Origin of the sequence: Bifidobacterium boum, from assembly GCF_000741535.1 — a bacterium.
Taxonomy (GTDB): domain Bacteria; phylum Actinomycetota; class Actinomycetes; order Actinomycetales; family Bifidobacteriaceae; genus Bifidobacterium; species Bifidobacterium boum.
Genome location: NZ_JGYQ01000009.1, coordinates 1 through 1,742, shown reverse-complemented (window position 1 = coordinate 1,742; position 1,742 = coordinate 1). Strand labels below are relative to the sequence as shown.

General features: G+C 52.3%; 1 protein-coding gene and 1 pseudogene. Both read right to left on the bottom strand.

The window, feature by feature from the left end; genetic code table 11:
* Positions 1 to 58: 58 nt before the first annotated feature.
* On the bottom strand, positions 59 to 1,087 hold the full coding sequence (locus tag BBOU_RS03940) for an ATP-binding protein (RefSeq protein ID WP_202961012.1): 1,029 nt from the start codon (positions 1,085 to 1,087) through the stop codon (positions 59 to 61).
* A 384-nt stretch (positions 1,088 to 1,471) separates the two neighbouring features.
* Positions 1,472 to 1,742, bottom strand: a pseudogene (locus BBOU_RS03935) (GDP-mannose 4,6-dehydratase); the annotation flags it as partial.

The window sequence follows — 1,742 nt, the reverse complement described above, 5'->3', positions numbered from 1 at the left end:
TCTTACCTACTCTTACCTACTCTTATCAATCGTTTGCATTAAGCTGTGCTACTTGGATCTACTTAGATGGATGGAGAGAGTAATACTGCGACGGATCATGAAGACTGTTGCCGTGCCAATCGAGCATTCTTTTCTCTACCAAAGATTTCAAAATGGGACGTGAGACCTTCCCGCTGCGTCCGAGGTAATCAGAGAGCTCTTTGACTGTCACTTTCCCTTTTCCATACACGTATTGAAGAGCGGCGAGTTCGTATTCGCTGAGATTGTTGAGCGTCTCTTTGCCGAAGTCGCTTGCGATCGAATCCTCTCGTCGCAGGATACGTGAGGTCGCACTGTTCTCAAGCGTGAGCTGCACCGAAGAACCATTCGGTTCTGAGAATGTGGGCTCCCTAAGGAAGAAATCCGCCATTTCGTCGTATATGCGCTGGACTCCTTCATTGAGTTCCCTCACCCAACCGAATTCCACCAAGGTACGAGCAATCGTGGGGTTGCGTGACCAGCGCGTGTACTTCATGTTTTGGAGCGTTACGATATTGGGAAGCTTCCCAGGGCTTGTGATTTCAAGCCGGTCATCGTACATCATCACACGAATGTAATCGCCGCTCATAGCGTAGTCGCGATGTGCTACTGCGTTCACAAGTCCCTCGAACCAAGCAAATTCTGGATACTCTGGTATGACTTTGAACTTGCCGTCATCTCCAAGATACTGGAATTCCCGGAGTTGGCTCGAGATGAATTGTTGGGCATCCTCTATTGTTTTGGGAAGTGGCCCGTCGAAGGTACGGTCTTTGACGATGTTGAGTCTGCGCCCGGTTTCCATTTTGTTGTCATCGAAGCGGATGACACGTACTCGAGCCCAAGGCATGAACTTGGTCGGGTTTGCTGAGAAGAGGAGCACTCCAGCATTAGTGAGATGGCCATCATGCAAGAAGCCGCGGCTCCGCAGAATCTGCTCATCGCTGGCACTTGTACCGAGCTCGGTCTTGTAACGTGCCATCACTGCGAGATCCACGTCGGTTATCGAGGAGCGCGTTTCCACTTCGTCTTCGAAGCGGCGTTGGTTCTTGTCATATTCAAGCGCCAGCACTTGGTCGCGGTCGAGTGCGACGCTGCTGTCCTTCTTACGCGGGAAGACTGCTTTGTCACTTTGTCTGGAGATGACATGCCCGGATGAAGGTGCTATCTCGAGTACAAGGATATTACACTCTTTCGTTCGAAATATTGGCTCTCCTTTTCAGTGGTAAAGAGAGCCGGATTGTTATCGTTCAGTGGCAGCTGCATACGAGTCTCCGATCACGCAATGGTGTTATTTTACAACCGTCACGTTTATTGATCATCGTGGGCTTGTTCCCACGCTTTTCGTATGATGACTCATGTTGAATGATATGTGAGTAACAACGCGATGCGGAGATGGTTCCTCAGCGATACGGTTGTCAAGACGTACCTTACTCGAAGTTTCCGCCGGCTCATCGCCTTGCTGCTTGTAGCGTTCCTCGGTCGCGGCCTTGGTCTTCTCCCACCACTGCGGGTTCTGCGTGTACCAGTCGATCGTCGCCTTCAAACCGGACTCGAAATCCGTGTGCATGGGCTCCCAACCCAGCTCCGTGCGCAGCTTCGTCGCGTCGATCGCATACCGGCGGTCATGCCCCGGACGGTCCTTCACATGGTCGAACGCATCCTCCGGCCGGCCCATCAGGCGCAGGATCAACCGGAGCACGTCGATGTTGTTCCGCTCGCCGTCC